At 70.2% G+C, this 18,254-nt stretch carries 20 protein-coding genes and 1 pseudogene; 14 read left to right on the top strand and 7 right to left on the bottom strand.

Annotated elements, in window-relative coordinates; all coding sequences use genetic code 11:
* The first annotated feature begins 163 nt into the window (after nucleotides 1-163).
* From BXA10_RS27040 to BXA10_RS27010, 7 genes are all read left to right on the top strand, one after another.
* A complete protein-coding gene (locus tag BXA10_RS27040; RefSeq protein ID WP_076473667.1) occupies nucleotides 164-541 on the top strand; it encodes a hypothetical protein in 378 nt (125 codons plus the stop codon).
* A 3-nt stretch (nucleotides 542-544) separates the two neighbouring features.
* Complete coding sequence (locus BXA10_RS27035; protein ID WP_076473666.1) at nucleotides 545-1,975, top strand: FtsK/SpoIIIE domain-containing protein; 1,431 nt, start codon at nucleotides 545-547, stop codon at nucleotides 1,973-1,975.
* Nucleotides 1,972-2,601, top strand: coding sequence for a DUF2637 domain-containing protein (locus tag BXA10_RS27030; RefSeq protein ID WP_076473665.1), 630 nt, complete (start codon nucleotides 1,972-1,974; stop codon nucleotides 2,599-2,601). The genes BXA10_RS27035 and BXA10_RS27030 overlap by 4 nt, the downstream gene beginning before the upstream one ends.
* Nucleotides 2,598-3,242 (top strand): GGDEF domain-containing protein, encoded by a 645-nt coding sequence (locus BXA10_RS27025; protein WP_076473664.1) that lies wholly within the window; start codon nucleotides 2,598-2,600, stop codon nucleotides 3,240-3,242. The genes BXA10_RS27030 and BXA10_RS27025 overlap by 4 nt, the downstream gene beginning before the upstream one ends.
* Entirely contained in the window at nucleotides 3,239-4,960 is a 1,722-nt protein-coding gene (locus BXA10_RS27020; RefSeq protein WP_076473663.1) for a replication initiator, read from the top strand. Before BXA10_RS27025 ends, BXA10_RS27020 begins: the two co-directional genes overlap by 4 nt.
* Nucleotides 4,957-5,145 (top strand): helix-turn-helix domain-containing protein, encoded by a 189-nt coding sequence (locus BXA10_RS27015; protein WP_076473662.1) that lies wholly within the window; start codon nucleotides 4,957-4,959, stop codon nucleotides 5,143-5,145. The genes BXA10_RS27020 and BXA10_RS27015 overlap by 4 nt, the downstream gene beginning before the upstream one ends.
* Before the next feature lie 113 nt (nucleotides 5,146-5,258).
* On the top strand, nucleotides 5,259-6,275 hold the full coding sequence (locus BXA10_RS27010; protein ID WP_217696861.1) for a tyrosine-type recombinase/integrase: 1,017 nt from the start codon (nucleotides 5,259-5,261) through the stop codon (nucleotides 6,273-6,275).
* A 180-nt stretch (nucleotides 6,276-6,455) separates the two neighbouring features.
* Here BXA10_RS27010 and BXA10_RS27005 read toward each other — a convergent pair whose 3' ends face one another.
* A complete protein-coding gene (locus tag BXA10_RS27005; RefSeq protein ID WP_076473660.1) occupies nucleotides 6,456-6,758 on the bottom strand; it encodes a YrhB domain-containing protein in 303 nt (100 codons plus the stop codon).
* Nucleotides 6,759-6,952: 194 nt separating this feature from the next.
* Here BXA10_RS27005 and BXA10_RS27000 point away from each other — a divergent pair, with 194 nt between their 5' ends.
* Nucleotides 6,953-7,360, top strand: coding sequence for a hypothetical protein (locus BXA10_RS27000; protein WP_076473659.1), 408 nt, complete (start codon nucleotides 6,953-6,955; stop codon nucleotides 7,358-7,360).
* Between the two features lie 202 nt (nucleotides 7,361-7,562).
* Here BXA10_RS27000 and BXA10_RS26995 read toward each other — a convergent pair whose 3' ends face one another.
* Nucleotides 7,563-7,934, bottom strand: a complete 372-nt coding sequence (locus BXA10_RS26995) for a hypothetical protein (protein WP_076473676.1) — start codon at nucleotides 7,932-7,934, stop codon at nucleotides 7,563-7,565.
* Between the two features lie 534 nt (nucleotides 7,935-8,468).
* Between BXA10_RS26995 and BXA10_RS26985 the strand changes: the two genes are divergently transcribed.
* Both BXA10_RS26985 and BXA10_RS26980 read left to right on the top strand, forming a co-directional pair.
* Nucleotides 8,469-8,852, top strand: coding sequence for a hypothetical protein (locus BXA10_RS26985; RefSeq protein ID WP_139338174.1), 384 nt, complete (start codon nucleotides 8,469-8,471; stop codon nucleotides 8,850-8,852).
* Nucleotides 8,853-9,186: 334 nt separating this feature from the next.
* Nucleotides 9,187-9,588: a hypothetical protein gene (locus BXA10_RS26980; RefSeq protein WP_076473656.1), complete on the top strand. Its 402-nt coding sequence runs from the start codon at nucleotides 9,187-9,189 to the stop codon at nucleotides 9,586-9,588.
* A gap of 311 nt (nucleotides 9,589-9,899) precedes the next feature.
* Here the strand turns inward: BXA10_RS26980 and BXA10_RS31085 are convergent, their stop codons facing one another.
* Nucleotides 9,900-10,271 carry a hypothetical protein gene (locus tag BXA10_RS31085; protein WP_139338173.1) on the bottom strand — a complete coding sequence of 124 codons (372 nt, stop codon included), beginning with the start codon at nucleotides 10,269-10,271 and terminating at the stop codon, nucleotides 9,900-9,902.
* Nucleotides 10,272-10,529: 258 nt separating this feature from the next.
* Here BXA10_RS31085 and BXA10_RS26970 point away from each other — a divergent pair, with 258 nt between their 5' ends.
* Complete coding sequence (locus tag BXA10_RS26970) at nucleotides 10,530-11,810, top strand: hypothetical protein (protein WP_139338172.1); 1,281 nt, start codon at nucleotides 10,530-10,532, stop codon at nucleotides 11,808-11,810.
* Nucleotides 11,811-12,347: 537 nt separating this feature from the next.
* Here the strand turns inward: BXA10_RS26970 and BXA10_RS26965 are convergent.
* Nucleotides 12,348-12,860 carry an SMI1/KNR4 family protein gene (locus BXA10_RS26965; protein WP_139338171.1) on the bottom strand — a complete coding sequence of 171 codons (513 nt, stop codon included), beginning with the start codon at nucleotides 12,858-12,860 and terminating at the stop codon, nucleotides 12,348-12,350.
* Here BXA10_RS26965 and BXA10_RS26960 point away from each other — a divergent pair.
* Complete coding sequence (locus BXA10_RS26960) at nucleotides 12,859-13,371, top strand: pentapeptide repeat-containing protein (protein WP_076473652.1); 513 nt, start codon at nucleotides 12,859-12,861, stop codon at nucleotides 13,369-13,371. The genes BXA10_RS26965 and BXA10_RS26960 overlap by 2 nt on opposite strands.
* A 54-nt stretch (nucleotides 13,372-13,425) precedes the next feature.
* Here BXA10_RS26960 and BXA10_RS26955 read toward each other — a convergent pair whose 3' ends face one another.
* Nucleotides 13,426-14,217, bottom strand: a complete 792-nt coding sequence (locus BXA10_RS26955; protein WP_076473651.1) for an SDR family oxidoreductase — start codon at nucleotides 14,215-14,217, stop codon at nucleotides 13,426-13,428.
* Nucleotides 14,218-14,412: 195 nt separating this feature from the next.
* Nucleotides 14,413-15,369: pseudogene (locus BXA10_RS26950) on the bottom strand (LLM class F420-dependent oxidoreductase); the annotation flags it as partial.
* A gap of 123 nt (nucleotides 15,370-15,492) precedes the next feature.
* On the opposite strand from BXA10_RS26950, the gene BXA10_RS26945 reads away from it, so the two are divergent.
* The gene (locus BXA10_RS26945; protein ID WP_076473650.1) at nucleotides 15,493-16,350 is read left to right on the top strand and encodes a DUF1028 domain-containing protein; all 858 of its coding nucleotides are present in this window, start codon (nucleotides 15,493-15,495) and stop codon (nucleotides 16,348-16,350) included.
* A 189-nt stretch (nucleotides 16,351-16,539) separates the two neighbouring features.
* Here the strand turns inward: BXA10_RS26945 and BXA10_RS26940 are convergent, their stop codons facing one another.
* Nucleotides 16,540-17,130, bottom strand: coding sequence for a class I SAM-dependent methyltransferase (locus BXA10_RS26940; RefSeq protein ID WP_139338170.1), 591 nt, complete (start codon nucleotides 17,128-17,130; stop codon nucleotides 16,540-16,542).
* Nucleotides 17,131-17,279: 149 nt separating this feature from the next.
* Here BXA10_RS26940 and BXA10_RS26935 point away from each other — a divergent pair, with 149 nt between their 5' ends.
* Nucleotides 17,280-18,194 (top strand): oxygenase MpaB family protein, encoded by a 915-nt coding sequence (locus BXA10_RS26935; RefSeq protein ID WP_084753366.1) that lies wholly within the window; start codon nucleotides 17,280-17,282, stop codon nucleotides 18,192-18,194.
* Nucleotides 18,195-18,254 lie beyond the last annotated feature (60 nt).

The raw sequence follows: 18,254 nt of genomic DNA, 5'->3' as shown, positions 1-18,254 counted from the left end.
ACCCGGACAGCCTGACGACACCACGCCGTCCAGACCAGCACCCGGACGGCGCGTCACCCGCACGACAGGGCAAAGGTTGCCTGATGCGGCACTAGCTGACGCTGCCCGCATCGCCGGCAACCCGCGCCCCGCCCCCCGCCGCACGACCCACCGCCGCACCGTCATGCGCCTCGCCGCTTCGGGCATCGGGGCGGCCCGCGAGGTCTACACCACCGTCCCGTCCGACGCGGTCCGGGTGGCCGCGCTGGTGGAGATCTCGGCCGCCGCCGCAGCCCTCGCACGGACCGTCGTGAAGCTTCGCCACCTCGACCCCGACCTGATCGCCCCACACGTCTCCGACCGGACCGACCTGCGGGCCGTGCTGGGTCGGGGCCGGTGGCTGCCGACCATGACCCGTCACGTCCCCGCCCCGCAGACGGGGCCGGTCGACCTGGCCGCCCTGATGCCGACCCGGACGCCGGTCCATCGTCGGGTGGTCCGTCGTCGTCCTGGTTCACCGGGGCAGGGCTCCCTGTTTGCCTCCGCTGTCGGGGAGGGCTGAGGCATGCCATTGGTTAACGTGATCCGGGGCGACCGGCTCGACTCGGCCCCGATCAACGTCCGCACCCCGTTCATCCGCATCCCGCTCTGGCTCGCCCTGTCGTGGTGGACCCTCAAGGCCCTCGGCCGCCTGGCCGTGGTCCTGGTGCGCTTCTGGTACGTCACCGGTCCGGCGGTGTTCTTCGGCTGGCTGTACCTGCGCTGGGGCTGGGCGGGTCCGGTCGGGGTCGTCGCCCTGGTCGCCGTCGTCGCCTCGGCTTGGGGCTTCGGCCACCGGCCGTCCTTCCTACGGTTCGGGTGGTGGCCGGTCCTCGCTCGGTTCCGCCGGTGGTTGTACCGGCGCAACTGGCATGCCGCGATGGTGACCGCCAAGCTTGCCGTCTCCTTCGACTCGCACACGGTCCTTCCGGTGCTGCGGAAGGTGCAGTGCACGGCGGGGGTGGACGTGGTGACGGTGCGGATGGTCACCGGTCAGATCCCCGACGACTTCGCCAAGGTCGCCGAACGCCTCGCGCACACCTTCGGCGTCCGGCAGGTCAAGGCCGTCCCCGGGGCTCGGCCGGATGTGGTGCTGCTGCGCCTGTTCCGCGGTGACCCCCTCGCCAAGCTCGTCCGCCCGCTGCCGGTGCCGGCGGTGCCAGAGTTCACCGCCCTGCCCGTGGGCAAGCGGGAGGACGGCGACGGCTACGACCTGCGGCTGTTCGGCACGCAAGTGTTGGTGGTGGGCGCCACGGGTTCGGGCAAGGGCTCGGTCATCTGGTCCGTGGTGCGCTCCCTCGCCAACGGCGTCACCTCCGGGCTCGTGCAGCTGTGGGGCCTGGACCCCAAGGGCGGCATGGAACTGGGGATGGGCGCGCCGATGTTCGCCCGCTTTGCCCGCAAGGACTACACGGCCATGTGCGAGCTGATCGAGGAAGCCGCCACGGTCGCCAAGGAGCGGGCCGGGAAGCTCTACGGCCGGACCCGTCAGCACACGCCGACGCCGGATGAGCCGCTGATCGTCCTGGTCATCGATGAGCTGGCCAACCTCACCGCCTACCTGACCGACCGGCAGCTGAAGGACCGGATCAAGGCGGCCCTGTCGATCCTGCTCAGCCAGGGGCGCGCGGTCGGGGTTCACGTCCTGGCGGCGATCCAAGACCCGCGCAAGGAAGTGCTGCCGTTCCGCGACCTGTTCCCCACCCGCATCGGCCTGCGCCTGGCCGAAGCTGCGCAAGTCGACCTGGTGCTGGGCGAGGGGATGCGCGACCGGGGCGCGTTGTGTGACCGCATCCCACAGAACCTGCCCGGTGTCGGGTTCGTGGTCATCGACGGTGACCCGACCCCGATGCGGGTCCGGTTTTCCTACCTGGCCGACGACGAGATCCGCGACATGGCCCACACCTACGGCCGCCTCCGGGTCATCGACGGTGAATTCTTGGACGGTGCCGCATGAAGCCCCACCCCACGGCCACCCGCGCCGACCGCGTTGAGGGCCTGGTCCTGGTCGTCATCCTCCTGCTCGTCGCCGGCTTCGCGGGCGCCGCCTCGTTCACCCACGTCAAGGAGTGGACCCTCGACAACTCCCCGGCCGGCACGGGCGAGTGGTTCGGCTGGGCCAACGCCGTCATTTCCGAGCTGGTGCCCGTCGCCGCGCTGCTGACCATCCGCCGCCGACGCCGCAACGGTCAACCGGTCGGCTACCCGCTGTTCCTGCTCGTCGCCGCCGTTGCCCTGTCCCTGGCCGCACAGCTCGCCGTCGCCAAGCCCGGCCTGTCCGGGTGGCTGCTGTCCGCCGTCCCCGCCCTGGCCTTCATGGGCCTGTCCAAGCTCGTCCTCACCACCGCCCCCACCCCGGCCGACCCCGCGCCGGTCCGGCCGGTCACGCCGCCGGCCCCACCCGTCCAGCCGGCCCCGGTTGTCCCTGAGTCCGTCGCCCTGGTCGACGTCGAGCCGACCCGGCCGGCCCCAGTCGAGCCGACCCCGGCCGAGCTGACCCCTCCGGCTCCGGTTGCCCCGGTGCCTCCGGCTGCTTTCGTCCGCCGCAATGGTGTCCCGCTGATGGGAGAGGTGACCCGATGACCGACGCCCTGCTGTCCGGCCTGTTCCTCGTCGCCGGCCTCGCCGTCCTCGTCTGGGATCAGTACCGGCTCTACGCCGTCCGCTACGAACTCGCCGCCCTGCAGCGGGCCACCCTGCGTGACCCGCTGACGGGCCTGGCCAACCGTGCTGGGCTGGCCGATGCCTGGGCGCAGCTGGCTCCGCTGCGGCCGTGGGTGGTGGTGGTCGACCTGGACGGCTTCAAGCCGGTCAACGACACCCACGGCCACGCCGCCGGGGACGTGGTCCTGACCGCCGTGGCGGAACGCCTGCGCCGCGTTCACGGGGTGGCCGCCCGCCTGGGTGGGGATGAGTTCGCCGCTCTGCTCACGGACACCGCCCCGGCCGCGGCTGCCCGCCAGATCGCCGCCGCCATCGCCACCCCCGTCCGCCTGCCGTCCGGGGTGGCGGTGTCGGTGACCGCCAGCATCGGCCTCGCCCCCGCGAGTCCCGCCGGCCTCGCAGCCGCCCTCGCCGATGCCGACGCGGCCATGTACCGGGCGAAGACCACCCGCGCCGGTGTCGTCGCCTTCGACCCGCTGCGCGACGACCACGCCACCGCCGACCCCCGCCCCGCCCTGCGGGTCCGTGACCTGACCGGCTCGCTGGGGGTGGCCCGATGACGACCACCCCGACGCTGCCCGGCCTCGCCCCGGCCTCGCCGGCGGAAACTCCGAGGCCGGGCTCCCGGGCCGCCCGGATGCTCATGCCCCGCTCCGTCGACGTGGTCAAGGACCTGGCCGCTGACTACGGCGTCTGTACCCGCCCCGTCTCGCTGCGCCGCACTGACCTCGACAGCGGGCAGACGGAAGTCATCGACATGCCGTGCGGCGCCACGCAGGAAGCCAAGTGCCCGGCCTGCGCCACCCGCGCCCGCCAGCTGCGGCAGCAGCAGATCCGCGAAGGCTGGCACCGTACCGACGAACCCGACCCCGGCCCGCAGCCGGCCACCGACGCGCAACGCGGCCTGATCGTCGCCCGGGCTCACCTGGAATTCGCCCGCGATGAGGCGGCACGGGCCTCGCAGTGGGATCAGGTCGCGGACCTGGACGACGCCATCGCAGAACTGGAAGGCCAGATCACCACCGAAGGCATGCGCGGCCGACCCGCCCCGCCACACGCCACCTACGACGACCAGGAGAGCGACGGCAAGCGGCGGGTCCGCTCCACCAAGCGCCGGCAGGACGCCCCGGACCTGCCCCGCCTCCCCGTGGACAACCGCACGGTGGGGCGGACCTTCGAGGGCCACGCCGGCCAAGTGTTCCGGCCGTCGATGTTCCTCACCCTCACGCTCGGCTCCTACGGCCGCGTCCACACCGATGGCACCCCCGTCGACCCGGACAGCTACGACTACCGGCGCGCCGCCTGGGACGCGGTGCACTTTCCGCGGCTGCTCGATCGGTTCTGGCAGAACCTGCGCCGGGCGGTCGGCTGGAACGTCCAGTACGCCGGTGCCGTCGAGCCGCAACGCCGGCTTGCCCCGCACGCGCACTTCGCCATCCGGGGCACCATTCCGCGCGCCCTGATCCGCCAGGTAGCCGCCGCGACCTACCACCAGGTGTGGTGGCCCCCGGTTGACGTGCGGGTCTACGAACCGGGAAGGGCGCCGCAATGGGACGCCGACGCCGCCGGCTACACCGACCCCGACACCGGGGAACTGCTGCCGTCGTGGGATGACGCCCTGGACCTGGTCGACGCCGACCCCGAGGCCGAACCCGTGCACGTCGTCCGCTTCGGTAGCCAGGTCGACGCCAAGGGCGTCCTCGCCGGGACCAAGGACGCTGACCGGTGCGTCGGGTACATCACCAAGTACCTGACCAAGCAGGCCGCCGACTGCCACGACGTGACCACCGGCCGGCAGCGGGCACACCTGGAACGCCTGTGGTTGGAGCTGCGGCACACGCCGTGCTCGGAACGGTGCGCCAACTGGCTGCTCTACGGCATCCAACCCAAGAAGGCCAAGCAGGGGCTGCGGCCGGGCAACTGCAAGAACAAGGTCCACAAGCGCGACACCCTCGGCATCGGCGGCCGACGCGTCCTCATCTCCCGGCAATGGTCCGGCAAGACCCTGGCCGACCACCGCGCCGACCGACGCGAGTGGGTCAAGGCACTGCTCGGCGTCACCACCGACGCCGACACCGCCCCCGCCGGCTCCGACGCGGTACGGCACGCCTGGGAACTCGCCAAGCCCACCGACCCCGACGTTGCCCCGCTCGGCCATCGGGTGCTGCGTGCGATATCCGAACGCATCCAATGGCGCGCCCAGCTCGACGCCGCAAGACGCACCCAAGCACCACCCGATGTTTCGGCAACCGCCACGGCTCAGGAGGGAGCAGCATGAAGACTCGGACCATCGAACCGCTGTGGACGGCTGAGGACGTGTCGACCTTCCTCGGCGTGCCGGTGAGCACCCTCTACCAGTGGCGGTACCGCCGCATCGGGCCTCGGGCGTCTCGGGTCGGCCGGCACCTGCGGTATGACCCGGCCGACGTGCGGGCGTGGTTGGAAGAGGCGGCAGACCGGTGAGTGTGGTCAAGCGCCCGAACGGAAAATGGCGTGCCCGGTACCGCGATGCTGCCGGCAAGGAGCACGCTCGGCACTTTGACCGCAAGGTTGACGCTGACCGGTGGCACGCCTCAATGAAGACGGCACTCGCCCGCGGTGAGTGGGTCGATCCGGCTCTCTCGCGGGTCACCGTTGGTGACTGGGCTGCCCGGTGGTTCGCCAATCAGGTGCAGCTCAAGCCGTCGACTCGCCAGCGGTATGGCAGTCTCCTGCGGCGGCAGGTGCTCCCGGTGTGGGAACGCGTTCCGCTTTCGGCAATCACGCACGCGGATGTTGGCGAGTGGGTACGCCGCATGACGCAGGCGGGTCTTGCGCCGTCCACCGTTCGGCAGGCACACCGGGTGTTCTCGCTGCTGCTGGCGCTGGCGGTTCGGGATGGTCGGCTGACTCGCAACGTCGCGGCCGGTGTGCGCCTCCCCCGCGTCGGACGGGCGGAAAAGGTGTTCCTGACGCACGGCCAGGTGGGCGAGCTGGCGGCGGCGGCAGAGCCGTACGGGCTCATCATCCGGGTGCTGGCCTACACGGGCCTGCGGTGGGGCGAGCTGGCCGCGCTTCGCGTGCGGCGGGTGGACCTGGTGAAGCGGCGGCTGCTGGTGGCGGAGTCGGTGACCGAGGTCAACGGTCGGGCGGTGTTCGGCACGCCGAAGACGCACCAACGGCGGTCGGTGCCGCTCCCCCGGTTCCTGGTCGAGCCGATCGCCGCGCAGATCGCCGGCCGCTCCGGTGACGAGCTGGTGTTCATGTCCCCGGCCGGCGAGGTGCTGCGCAACAACAACTTCCGTCGCCGCGTCTTCGACCGGGCTGCGGAGTCGATCGGGCTCGCCGGCCTGACGCCGCACGAGCTGCGGCACACGGCGGCCAGTCTCGCGGTGGCCGAGGGGGCCAACGTGAAGGCGGTGCAGCGGATGCTCGGGCACGCCTCGGCGGCCATGACGCTGGACGTGTACGCGGACCTCTTCGAGGACGACCTGGACCAGGTCGCGGATCGCCTCGACCGGGCGGCGGGTCGTGCTGCTGCGGACTCAGTGCGGACTGAGGGCGTCGGTCCGGATCTCGACGCGGTCCGTCCGGGTCGTCGGCAGCATGGCTGAGCTGGGAAAACGGCTGGTGGGGCGGGCGGGACTCGAACCCGCGACCGAGGGATTATGAGATCAAGATGGGCGGCCCGGCGACCTGCCCGAGTGCGCTCCTACCGGCGGAAACACCTCTCGACATCTCTCACCACTCCCCCACCGTCCGTCGACCTCTTGCGGACTGGATGCGGACTGCGCCTACGGCTGGGCAGCCGTGCAGAGTGCGCACGTGTGTCGGCCGGCGACGTAGTAGTCGATCGGCTGAGCCGTACCTGTCTGGTGGCGCCGCCCCGTTTGCCGATCCACAAGAATCGGCCCGTTCCCGACCAAGGAGTCGAGGAAGGAACCTGTCTCGATGTACCGCGCCGACTGGTAGTACACGATCCAGCAGGCCTGGCGCTCCTCCACGTTCATGATCGCAAGCGAGGGCATACCGGGCACCGAGGACATGTCCTGCAGCACAGCTTCGGCCGCCCTTCTTGCCTCCCGCTCCGTGATCACCGGCACATCATGCCCTCAAGACCCCCGGGCGACCAATGCCTTGCAAAGATCAAGACTTCTGTCGGCCCTCGTCGCCCACCGTCTCCGGCCTGCTCGTTTTGTCGGCTGACACCGCCTTAGCCCTACTGCCGTCGACCGGCTTGGCCGTACGGATGGCTGTACAGCCCACGGCGAAAGGGTGGCACGATCGACGCATGGACGCAGCGGACGCGCGACCAGGTGAGCCAGCCGCCGCTCTCAGCGACCTGGTCATGGTCGACCTCACCGAAGCTGAACGCCACCTACTCGCCCGGGGACTCAAGGAGTGGGGCGGCCCGGCTCATAGCACTGAAGCGTTGGCGGTCGCCATGGGCTTCGAGGGGGTTCAGGATCTATATGCGCGCGCCGGCCGTTTGCACGCGTCGATCCGCGCTGACGAGCCACTTAGCCGTCGCGACTGGCGACGTGTCCTGATAGCCACTGAGGTAGTTTTCGCCAGCGACATTTTCGGATCCGATTGTGATTGGTCGACCACAACCGGCCTGACAGACGAAGAGACGATCTCTCTCCTCCGGGCCGTTCAGCGCAAACTGGCACGCACGGCGAACATCCATAACCCGTGACGTATGAAAGGCGGCTGTCAAGCGCCCGGCGGCCCGAGCGGCCCGGGGTTTAGAAGAAGATCGCGGAAGGCTGGTCGGGTGGCTGCGCACCTGGTCAGCCCGTCCGTCGTTGTCGGGTGGCGTCGGTGTCAGCCGGGGGTCTTGGCTGTACGACTGGCTGTACAGCCAAGACCGGAACCTCATCCCGCACCGTGAAGACGATCTACAGCTCCTCAGGTGCGGGCCGAAGTAGACCTAGCTGCGGGTCGAAGCAGACAAGGCCATGCTCAGCGGCAATTCGTGCGGCACCGGCCGACACCTCCTGGCAGCGGCTGTACACCATCGGAAAGTAAATGACTGGTCCCGATGCCTCGTTGATCAGTGGCCCCGTCGACCAGGGGCTCTGCTCCTCGTCGTCGTCCTCCGTGAGGTCGATCCACCGCTCAAGAAGGGCCTCGACGTAGGCCCGGATACGCGGCGTCGGCGGTATCTGGCCTTCAGCGATATACCTCTCGTAGAGCGCCTTGAAGGTGGTCAGCGCTGTGGCGTTGTCAGCGGGCCTGTCACCTTCCCACACTGCCAAGTCGTAACTCATGCGCCGGAGTGTGCCAGTCAGCAACGACATGTCGTGCAGCGGCTATGCGGTGAGTGGGAAAGCGGATCTCCTCGTCGGGCAGTCGTAGACCGTCCAGCCTCCCCGGACGGGGACAAGGTGGAGCGCCCTACCGGACGAACGACCTTGGCCCCGTCCGGGGAGGCTGGTAGCCCTTGTGGTGCCCGGCGAGGTGATCCGCGGCGGCATCTCTGAGGAGGGCCGGGGTTCGGGGCGGAGCCCCGAGGTCTTCAAGGTCCTGGTCGTCCCCAAGGTGGCCGGCCGGCCCGGCCGATGCCGGCCGGAGGTCGCCAGCAGGCCGGGGCCGGGCCGGCGCGGCCCGCTTGCGGGCCGCCTTGATCTGATAGAGCGGAATTCGGCAGTGCTCGGCTTTGCGTCAGTGTCCTCCGTCGACTGATGTGCGACACTCGTCCGCCAACTGATTTGTGACACCTCCGCGCGCTGATCGCGGCAGATCAGTTGCATCTGGTCGGCGCTTACAGTAGCCGTGATTCGAGACACGGCGGGAGTGTGGGGATGAGCCTCGATATCTCTGTGTGGATACCAGACGACGACGCCTACGCCGGTCGGGACGTTGTCGTGGATCCGCCGGGCACCAGCACGGGAGTAGGAGCTGAAGGGTTTCGTTATGAGCTGTGGGGTTCCGCAGCCGCTCGGCGTCTCGGCGCGACGTTCCTGCCGCAACTCGCTGACATCACGGTCGAGAACCGTGGGAATCTCCAGGTCCCGCCCGGCCAGCTCGACGCCTTCGAGCGGGAGTGCGTACTCCTGGCAGAGAACGTCGAGCAACTATCCGCCGCGACTGGGTACGACGCAGATCGCATCCTCCATTACCTGACCAACATGCGGCACGCTGTGGAGCGCGCCAAGGCGGTACACGGCGGCATCATCATCTGGTAGCTGCATCAGGGACTGCTGGCCGGGCGGCAGTGCCCACCCCGATTCCGCACACGAAGGAGTCCGCTGATCGGCAGATCCGCAGGCCCCGAGGCGCACTGATGTGCCCCTAGGTTCATCGCGCTGTCGCGCATCACGTGGCGGAGATGTGTCGCACATCAGCTGTCGGATCACGTCTGTCCTCCGTCGACTGATGCGCGACACTCGTCCGCCAACTGATCTGCGACACCTTCGCGCGCTGATCGCGGCAGATCAGTGCATTGCCCTGCGGCTGTCTGACCGCTGAGCTGTCATGCGATCGTGGATCCTGGGACCAGCGTCTGGCGGAAGGAGGGCGATGGCCATACTCGCCGAGGGTCTGGATGCGCTCAACGTTCGAGCACGCGCAGTCATCGAGATCGCTCAGATACGTGAGCCCGACGGTTACCTCCAGGCGATCCAACTGGTCTTCACCGACGGTCTGTCGCTTACGCTGACGGTTTGGACCGATTGGCGACTGGTAGCCGAACTCCGGTCCCAAGTCGAAATGCCCGACTATCTTTGGCCCCCCGAAGCGATGACGCGATCAGTGATCGATCAGACGACCGGCCCAGTCTCAGAGGTGGTACCCAGCCACAACCAGGTCGGTGAGCTCGTCGAGGTCCGTTTTACAGTCGGCAACCGCCGGATGCTTGTCGGCTCGTTCGCCGGCGACCTCACCATTGAGCTTTCGCAGGCCGACGACGGCGGCCGACGATAGGTCATCGCGGCACGAGGCGATCAACCGAATGACCGCTCATCGGCAGATCCGCTCGTCCCGAGGCGCACTGATGTGCCCCTAGCTTCATCGCGCGGTTGCGCATCACGTGGCGGAGATGTGTCGCGCATCAGTTGTCGGATCACACGGCCGCCCGGCAACGCCAGCGTCACGAGCCGTCACCACGCCCGTGCCGCCGACGGCCGAGACGCTGAGGTGGCTGAGCACCTGGACGCGAGCCGGTCGAAGGTCGCAAGGCGATCGGGCACGCAGCGGGCACGCAAGCCCCGGAAGGGCGGATCAGTGATCGGTGATCAAGGCTGTGACCTGGTGCCCCCGGCAGGATTCGAACCTGCGACACACGGTTTAGGAAGTGTAGACACGGACGGAAGTAGTTCGGCAACGGTTCTTGACATGCTCGTCACGTGCATGGGCTTGGCCGACGCCGTCGTCGTGCCGCCGGATCGCCCAGCCATGCCGATGGTGGCGAAGAGCCGGTCGAGGTCGGCCAAGTCCGTCACGTCGCCCTTGACCCCGGTGGCGCGGGTCGCGCCGATTCCCGCCACCGCCTCGTCGAGTTCCGGCTTACGCCGTCCGGTGATAGACGTACGCACCGGCGCGCTGGCGAACCCGATGCCTTCGCTGGAGCCGGTCACCACCGCGACCCTGCCGTCGAGCTGACCCATTTTCGATCTCCCATGACTCGCTGCTGTGAGCGGCCGGTCCGTTGACCGCCGCCTCGCCAGTGCACCTCACGGGAGCTGCGCGAACGATGATCGATTCGGCGAGGACTGATACCTGAGGGGTATCGGTTGAGGTGTGACGCGTCCGGCCGGTCGGAGTGCCCGGGTCAGCACCTGAAGGACTTCCCAAACCCAGCCGGCATCGAGCGAGTGGCGAAACCCGGTAGACGATGATGGATCGCGGGCTGCCATCATGCCTGGGTGAAGATCGAATCCTCACCTGCTGACAGGGATGCCACGTCTGGCACGCCCGCTCGCGTGGCGGGACCAGGTCGCCAGCGTGTCACCGCGCTCGCGCTAGCCGCGCTGGGCCTGTTGGCGCTGGTCGGCGCCCAGTTCATGCCATGGGTAGCGGTGCGGACTGCGGACACACTGGATCGGTTGTTCGGAGAGGATCCCGAGCAGGCCGCGCGGGGGTATCGGCTCGTCGACCTGTCGGAGGCGGCAATTCCCCTGCTTGTCGGCTGGGTGGTGTTGTTCGGGGCGTTCGCGGCGGCGTGGGTCAAGCCGGATTGGCGGCGCATGTTGCTCCGTCTCGTCTGCGTGGCCGATGTCGTGATCGTCTTTCTAACCTTCGATCTCGGAAGGCACGCTGTTGACGCCAGCGGCGCGCGGGCCAGCGACAACCCCGCTGCTGACATCCAATCCGGGGCGCTGCTCGCGTTGCTCGGGGCGCTGCTGGTGACCGTCGCCCTGGGGACTCTCATGGCGCCAGGACGAGCCCGCCCGGAAAACGAAACGTCGCAGCCACCGGCCGCGCCACCAGGGCACGACCCGCGGTCGATGTCACCCTCGCCGCAGCCGACGACCGTCTCGCAGGCGCGCGCGTCGCAATCGCCGGTCGCAACGGGATGGTCGGCACGACCGGAGTGGGTACCGTGGTGGCGGCGCCGCGGTCCGGTCACCGCCCTGGTTCTCGGAGTGATCACAGCAGTTGCCGTAGCCGGTGGGACTGCCTGGTTTGCGCTGAACCGGCCGCCCGCACCCCGCGACCACCCCAGCGACCTCCGTGAATTCCTGGTGGACGCGCCTGTCGGCTCCGCGCCCAACCCCGACGTCATCGGCACCGACGGCCGACTCAGCATCAGCCAGGCGACACAGTTGATCGACGCGGCAGAACCAGGGGACATCATTTCGCTGCTCGGGATGCGCCGCGCCGTAACGGAGGGCTGGACCGAAGGGAACGGCACATCGGTGACTGTGACCTTGATTCAGTTCGGCTCGAACGACGAGGCGAGCGGGTTCCTGGAAACATACTGCCGTCGGGCCCGGACGAAGCGGATCAGCGAAAGCGCGACGACGACCGGCCCGCAGGGAAGTCAATCGTTCGTCGACCCGGCCAGAGACGACAAGGGCCGCGTCCAGGTCGACGCGATCGCCCAACGGCAAGACGTCGTGCTGCTCATCACGGAAGCACAGCCGGGATCGGTTGACGTTGCTCGCGTCCACGCCCTCGTACAGGATCAGTACGACCGACTTTGACAGCGTCCAACGGCGACCGCCAGCTGCTGGCGAGCGCGGTCCGTGCATGGATCAGGGGCATCGACCTACTCCGCCGTTCGTTGCTGGCGACCGGGCTCGCCGAGTGTCTGGAAGCCGGTGGGCCGGAACCTCATGGCGCCGTGGTTCGTGGCACAAGAGATCGGGGCCTCTCCGGCCACGGTGTTCGCCACGGTCGGCGACAGCCTCCGCATGGTCCGATCGCCAAGCTCTTCAAGGCCTTCGGTACCCGGACCGACATCACGTTGGAGGCCTTCGGCTGGGGAAGTGGCGAACTGAGCGCGACCGCCCGCCGAGCCCGAAGGACCGGCGGGCGGCTGCGGTAGTGCTCTCCCGTCGCTGTCGAGCTGCCCCATTTCCCGGGCAGGCGTGGGGCCGGGCTCGGCGTCGCGATCGACGCGGCAGCGGCCCAGATCTGGGGCAGGCGTGGGCCGGGCTTGGCATCGCGATCGAGGCGGCAGCGGCCCAGATCTGGGGCAGCTCGACAGCGGTCGGCACCGCATCCGACCCCCGCGCCGCTCAGCGGAAGTGCCGCTCGCCGGCCAGAACGGCGTCCAGCCATCTCTCGTACCAGGAGAGGAAGTCCGGATCCTTGGTGAAGCGCGGCCCCTGCTTGCCCGGGCAGGTCTCGACGACCCGTCCGCGGGCAGGACCGGTGAGGACGAGCAGTGACAGATCCTCACAGCCCTGATGGCTGAGCGCCAACGTTCCGCGGTACGGCTCGTCGTCCTCGCCCGGCGCCGCCTCAGCAAGCCAGTCGTCGTACACCCGGTCGGGTTCGGCCGGAAACGGTTTGGCCAACATGGTGACGTCCGGGTCGCCCAGTAGGGCCCACTCCCAGTCGTCGATCGAAAACAGACCGTAGAACGGCCCGGCGCCACCGAACCGACCGGGTCCCCCGTGCCCGACAGTGGTGATGAAGCCGCGATAGTCGGCCGGCAGCTTGACCCTATGACGCCTCTCGAAGACGACGACCGCATCTTCCGACAACGCCGGCCCGATCCGGAATCGGTGGGATTCAGCACCGAACATGACCGGCTCGCCGGGCGACGACGCCGCAGCCGTCAACTTCGACGCCACCCGCGCCAGCCGCGCTGACAAGTCGTCGCGCCTGTCCGCCATGCCGCTAGTCAACCAGCATGGCTTGCCGAGCGTGGAACGCGCAGAAAGCGGGTGGCTCGGCATCGAACGAGCGGGCTACGTTTCGCGGATGAGCATCCTGCCTGGCGCGACCCGGCAGTCGTTCGTGGGCCGCGATCTTCGGCATCGCAACCTGGATCGGCACTCGTTCAAGTTGTGTGACTTTCGCGGCGCCGACCTTCGGGGTGCCTCCCTGCGGGGCGCTCACTTCGCCGGCTGCGACCTGCGGGATGCCGATCTGCGTGACACGGATCTGTCCTACGCGAGCTTCAGCTACGTCGTGACGCACGATCCGGGGTACGGGCGCACGGACGTCACCGGGGTCCGCTGGGACGGTGCCAACCTCCGAGGTGTCACCGCCGACCGGGTCATCGGGTGGCCGTTCCCGACCACTGCTGCTTGACGGTCCGATGAAGGTGCGAACGGCCCTCCGGTCGCTGAGGGCGTCGCGGACGGGTCAGGCCGTGAGGCGGCGGACGAGCTTGCGTAGGCCGGCCTGCCAGCCGTCCGGGTCCTCGGCGCGGCGGCGAGCGTACGCGGCGACCTCCGGGTGCGGGAGGATCAGGAAACGCTCTTCGGCCAGCCCGGCAACGGCGGCGTCCGCGACCCGGTCGGGGGTGAGCACCGCGCCGGAGGCGGCGACGACCCGCGCGCCCAGGTGACCGGCGGCCAGCCCGTCGGTGAGCATCGGGGTGTCCACTCCCTGCGGGCAGAGCGCGCTCACCCGGATCCCCCGGTCCCGGTAGGTGACCGACAGCCACTCGGCGAAACCGAGCGCCGCGTGCTTCGTCGCGGTGTACGGGGCGTCGCCGACCGCGGTCAGCACGCCCGCTGCCGAGCAGGTGTGCAGCAGGTGACCGCCGCCCTGGGCGAGCATTCCCGGCAGCACCGCCCGGGCCGAGTAGACGTGCGCGAGCACGTTCACCCGCCAGGCCCGGTCCCACCCGGCATCGTCGATCTCGATCCCGCCACCGGTGGTGATGCCCGCGTTCGCGCAGAACAGGTCGATCCGGCCGTACCGCCGCTCGGTGTCGGCGACCAGTGCGCATACCTGTTCCTCATCGGTGACGTCGACGGCCACCGGGTGCGCGATCGGGCCGACGCTGTCGGCGACCGCGCGGACGGCTTCGGAGTTCACGTCGGCCAGGACGACGGCGGCGGCGCCCTCGGCGCTGAACCGGCGGGCCAGCGCGGCGCCGATGCCGCCCGCCGCGCCGGTGATCACCACGATCCGGTCGGTCAGGTTCACCTAGCTCTCCTCTCCCGCGCCGGACCGGGAACCCGAGCCGGACATCGAGGTCGACGCGGACGTCGGATCGGGAATCACGACCGGACCATCGGCCGGGCCGACGGCGTCGGCTGGAGCGCCGGACGACGAGGGAGCGGGCGCTGCCGGGCCGGCCGCCTCCGCTGGGGCGCAGGCCGGAGGCGCGAGTGCCGCCAGGCCGAGCCGGGCGATGAGCTCGGCCAGCGCCGCCGGTCCGCCGGCGGCCAGTTCGGGCGTCGGCAGCACCGCGAGTACGGGCACGTCGACCCCGGCGTCGACGTACCGCTGCACCTGCTGGCGGACCTGCTCGGGCGAACCGTGCAGCACGAGCGCGTCGACCAGCTCGTCGGGCACTGCGGCCAGCGCGCCACGCCGGTCGCCGTCCGCCCAGGCCTTCCACATCGGCCCGAGTACGTCCTCGCGGCCGAGCCAGCGGTGGAACGCGGCGTACGCGGGAACGGTGAGGTAGCTGGTGATCAGCCGGCGGCCCAGTTTCCGGGCGTGTTCGGCGTCCTCGGTGGGGCAGACGAAGATCCGGGCGGTGACCTCGAATCCCGGCCGGGGCGAGCCCAGTTCGGCCAGGGCGCGCGGCACGTCGTCGGCGGCGAGCCAGTTGAGGATCACCCCGTCGGCCTCCGCGCCGGCCAGCCGGAGCATGCCGGGACGCAGCGCGGCCAGCACCAGCTGCGGCGGTAGGGCGGGCGGACGCTCCAGGGTGAACCGGCGCACGGTGAAGGTGTCGAAGGCGCCGTCCACCGTCTCCCCGGCCAGCGCGGCGCGCAGGAAGCGGAGCACGTCCCGGGTGCGCCGGTACGGCTCGGTGAACGACACCGCGTTCCAGTCCTGAACAACGACAGGTGAGGAGGATCCGATGCCGAGGGCGAACCGTCCGGGCGCGAGCTCGGCGAGCGCGGCGGCGCTCATCGCGAGCAGCCCGGGGCCTCGGGTGAAGGCGGGCACCACGGCGGTGCCCAGCCGAAGGCGAGGCTGCCAGACGGCGGCGAGGGTCAGCGGGGTGAACGCGTCGGCCCCCGCCACCTCGGAGGACCAGACGTCGGTGAAACCGGCCCGGGCGAGGGCCGCGTAGACCGCGGCGTGGTCGGCGAGCGGAACTCCGGTCAACGGTACCGTCATGCCCCATCGCTTCGTCATCGGTCGATACTGCCCGGTAACCGGGCGCCGGAGCAAGATCCGAGATCCATCCGTCCATCCGCGTACGCCGATGGCAGGTCCGGCGCGGCGAGTTAGTCTCTGCGGGTGACCTTCTCGATCGTCGCCCGTTCCGATGACGGCCAGCTGCACGGCGTCGCCGTGGCCAGCAAGTTCCTCGCCGCCGGTGCCCTCGTCCCGGCCGCCGAGGCCGACGTCGGCGCGCTGGCCACCCAGGCCAGCGCCAACCTCGCCTACCGCCCGCAGGGGCTGACCATGCTGCGCACCGGGGTGGCCGCCGCCGACGTGGTGGCCGGCCTGATCGCCGCGGACGCCGAGCGGGACCATCGCCAGCTAGGGGTGGTGGCCGCGACCGGCCCGGGCGCCACGTTCACCGGCGCGAAGTGCCACGACTGGGCCGGCGGTCAGGCCGGGGACGGCTGGGCCGCGCAGGGGAACATCCTCGCCGGTCCGCAGGTCATCGACGCGATGCGGGACGCCTGGCTGGGCGGTTCGGCGCTGGGGTTCGCGGAGCGGCTGGTCGCCGCGTTGCGCGCGGGTGACGGTGCCGGCGGTGACCGGCGTGGCCGGCAGAGCGCCGGACTGCTCGTGGTACGCGCCGGCGGCGGGTACGGCGGCAACAGTGACATCGTGGTGGATCTGCGCGTCGACGACCACCCCGATCCGGTGACCGAGCTCGACCGGCTGCTCGCCGTGCACACCATGCTGTTCACCCGGCCCGACCCGGCGAGCCTGCTCGACCTCAGCGGCGCGGTGGCCGCCGAGGTGGGTGCGCTACTCGCCGCGCTCGGTCACCCGGTCGACGATCCGGAGGAGGCGCTGGCCTCGTGGGCCGGGATGGAGAACCTGGAGGAACGCCTGGTTCCGGGGCGCATCGACCCGGTCGTGTTGGAGCACCTGCGCCGGGCCGCTCCGCACGTGCCCGCGCCCCGCACCGGGGCCTGACGAGCGCTGTTCCGAGGTGGCCGACCGGCCGAGTGACCGACCGGTCGGCCGTCCCGGTTCCGCCACCGTCCGACGGCGCTCCGGGCGGGCCGGCGGCACGACGGCGCTCCGGGCGGGCCGACGGCACTCCGGGGCGGGCCAGCGGCGCTCCGGGGCGGGCCAGCGGCGCTCCGGGGCGGGCCGGCGGCCTCACCGCGTCAGCGTGCCTGTGACGCAGCTGAGCACCCGCCCCTGCCCGTGGGGTGCGATCGTGGTGCTCGTGGCGAAGCCGTGCGTGGCGAGCAGGCGCTCGGTGGCGGAGACGTTCACGGCGGTCGGCCGCTCGCCGAACACGTAGAGCCGGCCCTGCGGGGCGAGCAGGCGCCGCAGGCGATCCATCTGCGGCGTCGCGGCGCCCAGCCAGAAGAGGCTGACGTTGACCGCGAAGATCTTGGTGAAGTGGCCGGGCGGGAAGTCGACCGACTCCAACTCCGCGCGTCGGATCTCGGCGCGGCCGGAGCTGATGTGGATCTCGTTGCGCTGCGCCGCGAGCCGGGCCATCGTCGCCGAGCGGTCGATGGCGACGATTTGTCCGCTCGTGAGCAGTTCCGCGACCAGAAAGACCGCGGTTCCCCGGCCGCAGCCGATCTCCAGCACCTGGTCGTCGGGGGCGATGGCCATGGTCTCCACCACCCATCGTTGCCGGTGGGAGACCGTCGTGGGTCGAGTCGACCGCTGCGGACGCGGAGTGGGTTCACCGCTGCCGACGTCCGGGTGCCCGGCCGGCACTCGGCAGCTCACGGTGTCACTTCCCCGCCCGGCGGACGGACGCCGACACCGCGGCGACGGCCGATCGCCAGGGGCTCACGGGCGCGATGCTACCCGCCCGGCTGTCATCATGCTTCCGGGCACGTCTGTGCCTAGCCGCCCCCGATCGGAGCTGCCCGGCGATGAGAGCTCGTTACGCCAACCTCGCTCGCATCCGCGCGCTCGACCCGGAGCACGACTACCTGGTCATCTACCAGACGATGTTGCGAAGCGAGTTCCCTTGGGACATGAAGCTGGGGCTCAACCTGGCGTTCAACCGGTCCTTCTCCCTACCGTCGATCGCCGCCGTGCACACCGTCACCGGCGAGCTGACCGAGCACACGCAGAAGCGGATCGACGACACCGGCATCTTGATGTACGAGATGGTGCTCAACGGGTTCGAGCAGCAGCGAGGCCGGGAAGCGCTGCGCCGCGTCAACCAGATCCACCGCCCGTACGACATCAGCAACGACGACTACCGGTACGTCCTGGGCTGTCTGGTGGTGATCCCGACCCGGTGGCTGGAGAGCTACGGCTGGCGCCGCCCGTGCTGCCACGAACGACAGGCCGCCTACCGCTTCTACCTCGAGCTCGGCCGCCGGATGGGCATCACCGACATCCCCGACTCGTACGAGGCGTTCGAGACCTGGTTCGACGCTCATGACGCGGCCCATCTGACGCCCAACCACGACGCGGCGGCCATCGAGCGGGCCACCCGCATGTTGATGCTCACCCGTATCCCTCGGCCGCTCGCACCGCTGGGAAACGCCCTGGTCAGCGCCGTGTACGACAAGCGCCTGCGCGGCGCCACGCACGTCGCTGCGCCCGCCTGGCCCGTCGGCGTCGGCCTGCACGTCGCGTTGAGATCACGTTCCCGGCTACAGCGCTGGTTCGGCAAGCCGCCGAGGACGGCGTTGTTCGCCGACGGAATCAGAACCAAGACCTACCCCGACGGGTACCAGATCAGCCAGCTCGGCCCGCAACAGAGACAGCCGGCCGACGGCAGCGGGGAGTGCGCCGCCGCCGTGCACCTATCTGAACAAGATCCACAGCGGTGAGCCGAGCGATCCGAACGCGCCGGAATGACCCGACGCGGGGAGGACGGGGACCCACCGGTC

This window comes from Micromonospora avicenniae (assembly GCF_900156065.1).
GTDB lineage: Bacteria > Actinomycetota > Actinomycetes > Mycobacteriales > Micromonosporaceae > Micromonospora > Micromonospora avicenniae.
The sequence above is the reverse complement of the archived record's forward strand: the minus strand, read 5'-3'. Positions and strand labels throughout refer to the sequence as shown.

Coding starts and splice junctions, on each gene's coding strand:
- BXA10_RS27040 (WP_076473667.1), top strand. CDS start 164: ATGCGCCTCGCCGCTTCGGGCATCGGGGCGGCCCGCGAGGTCTACACC.
- BXA10_RS27035 (WP_076473666.1), top strand. CDS start 545: ATGCCATTGGTTAACGTGATCCGGGGCGACCGGCTCGACTCGGCCCCG.
- BXA10_RS27030 (WP_076473665.1), top strand. CDS start 1,972: ATGAAGCCCCACCCCACGGCCACCCGCGCCGACCGCGTTGAGGGCCTG.
- BXA10_RS27025 (WP_076473664.1), top strand. CDS start 2,598: ATGACCGACGCCCTGCTGTCCGGCCTGTTCCTCGTCGCCGGCCTCGCC.
- BXA10_RS27020 (WP_076473663.1), top strand. CDS start 3,239: ATGACGACCACCCCGACGCTGCCCGGCCTCGCCCCGGCCTCGCCGGCG.
- BXA10_RS27015 (WP_076473662.1), top strand. CDS start 4,957: ATGAAGACTCGGACCATCGAACCGCTGTGGACGGCTGAGGACGTGTCG.
- BXA10_RS27010 (WP_217696861.1), top strand. CDS start 5,259: ATGAAGACGGCACTCGCCCGCGGTGAGTGGGTCGATCCGGCTCTCTCG.
- BXA10_RS27000 (WP_076473659.1), top strand. CDS start 6,953: ATGGACGCAGCGGACGCGCGACCAGGTGAGCCAGCCGCCGCTCTCAGC.
- BXA10_RS26995 (WP_076473676.1), bottom strand. CDS start 7,934: ATGAGTTACGACTTGGCAGTGTGGGAAGGTGACAGGCCCGCTGACAAC.
- BXA10_RS26985 (WP_139338174.1), top strand. CDS start 8,469: ATGAGCCTCGATATCTCTGTGTGGATACCAGACGACGACGCCTACGCC.
- BXA10_RS26980 (WP_076473656.1), top strand. CDS start 9,187: ATGGCCATACTCGCCGAGGGTCTGGATGCGCTCAACGTTCGAGCACGC.
- BXA10_RS31085 (WP_139338173.1), bottom strand. CDS start 10,271: ATGGGTCAGCTCGACGGCAGGGTCGCGGTGGTGACCGGCTCCAGCGAA.
- BXA10_RS26960 (WP_076473652.1), top strand. CDS start 12,859: ATGACCGGCTCGCCGGGCGACGACGCCGCAGCCGTCAACTTCGACGCC.
- BXA10_RS26965 (WP_139338171.1), bottom strand. CDS start 12,860: ATGTTCGGTGCTGAATCCCACCGATTCCGGATCGGGCCGGCGTTGTCG.
- BXA10_RS26935 (WP_084753366.1), top strand. CDS start 17,280: ATGAGAGCTCGTTACGCCAACCTCGCTCGCATCCGCGCGCTCGACCCG.